Annotated in this window: 1 protein-coding gene; it reads left to right on the forward strand. The window is 80.0% G+C overall.

All coding sequences use genetic code 11. The annotated features are described in order from the left end of the window. Positions 1–1,722, forward strand: a 1,722-nt coding sequence (locus ACRYR7_RS25440) for an ABC transporter ATP-binding protein (RefSeq protein ID WP_432575176.1), incomplete at its 5' end; no start/stop codon positions are given. Positions 1,723–1,750 lie beyond the last annotated feature (28 nt).

Raw genomic sequence — 1,750 nt, forward strand, 5'->3', positions numbered from 1 at the left:
CTGGACACCCCCGCCCCCTCCCCCGCCGGGCTCTTGCTCGTCCCGCTGCTGCTCGGGCGCTTGGTCGAGTGGGTAGGCGCCTTCCTGGGCGGCGCCGGCGCCGGCGCCGGACCGGACCCGGGCGCGCAGCGCCGGCTGTGGGCGCTGTTCGCGGGCCTGGCCGTGGTCGCCGTGCTCACCGCCGTCTTCGCCGCCCTGGCCCGCGCGCGCAGCGAGCGCCTGGGCGTGGAGGTCGCCGCCGACCTGCGCGAGCGCGTGGTGGACCGCTCCCTGCACCTGGACGCCGAGCGCCTCGAGCGCGCCGGCGGCGCCGACGTCGCCTCCCGCGTCACCGAGGACGTGGAGCTGTTCACCTCCTCCACCGAGCTGGTCGCCACCGTGCTGACCTCCCTGGTGACCGTCGTGCTGGCCGCCGTCGGGTTCGCCGCCCTGGACTGGCGCCTGGCCCTGGCGTTCTGCACCGTCTTCCCCGTCTACGCGGTCGCGCTGCGCAGCTACCTGCCGCGCGCGGCGCCGCTGTACGCGCGCGAGCGCGCCGTGGCCGCCGAGCGCTCCCGCGTGGTGCTGGAGTCCCTGCACGGCACCCGCACCGTGCAGGCGTACGGCGCCCAGGAGGAGCAGACCGCCCGCGTCGAGCGCGCCTCCGCCCGCGGGGTGGTCGCCGCCCTGGACGCGCTGCGGGTGTTCGCGCGCCTGTCGGTCTCCATGAACGCCGCCGAGGCGCTGGGGCTGTCCGCGCTGCTGCTCACCGGGTTCCACCTCGTGCGCGCCGACGTCGTCAGCGTCGGCGACGTCACCGGCGCCGCGCTGCTCTTCCACCGCCTCTTCGGGCCGCTGGGGGTGCTGCTGCTCAGCTTCGACGACGTCCAGCGCGCCGGCGCCGCGCTGGCCCGCCTCGTCGGCGTGGCCGACCTCGACCCGCCCGCGCCCGGCCCGCGGCGCCGCGTGCGCCACCCCGCGGCGCTGAGCGTGCGGGGCCTGTCCCACGCCTACGCCGGCGGCGCGCCCGTCCTGCACGGCGTGGACCTGGACGTGCCCGCCGGCGCCAGCCTCGCGGTCGTCGGCGAGTCCGGCGCCGGCAAGTCCACGCTGGCCGCGCTGCTGGGCGGCGTGCTGGTCCCCGCCCCCGGCCGCGTCCTGCTCGACGGCACCGACCTGGCCGGCCTGGACCCGCAGCAGCTGCGCGCGCACGTCGCCGTCGTCACCCAGGAGGCGCACGTGTTCACCGGCGCCCTGCGCGAGGACCTCGCGCTCGCCGCCCCCGGCGCCCCCGACGAGCGGCTGCGCGCGGCGCTGGCCGCCGTGGGCGCCGACGGCTGGGTGGCCGCCCTGCCGGAGGGGCTGGGCACCCGCGTCGGCGCCGGGGCGCACCCGCTGACCGCCGCGCAGGAGCAGCAGCTCGCCCTGGCGCGCGTCGTGCTGCGCGACCCCGCCCTCGTCGTCCTCGACGAGGCCACCGCCGAGGCCGGCAGCGCCGGCGCGCGCGAGCTGGAGGACGCCGCGCGCGCGGTGACCGCCGGGCGCACCGCGGTCGTCGTGGCGCACCGCCTCACCCAGGCGCGCGCCTGCGACCGCGTCGCCGTGCTCGAGCACGGGCGCCTGGTGGAGCTGGGCAGCCACGACGAGCTGGTCGCCGCCGGCGGGCGCTACGCGCGGCTGTGGGCGACCTGGAGCGCCAGCGCACCGGCGGCGGACGCCGGCGGCCCCCCGCGCACCCCGTGAGGGCGGCCGCCCGGTCCGGCCGGACCGG

Source organism: Kineococcus gurbantunggutensis, from assembly GCF_050871925.1.
In the GTDB taxonomy this organism is placed as follows: domain Bacteria; phylum Actinomycetota; class Actinomycetes; order Actinomycetales; family Kineococcaceae; genus Kineococcus.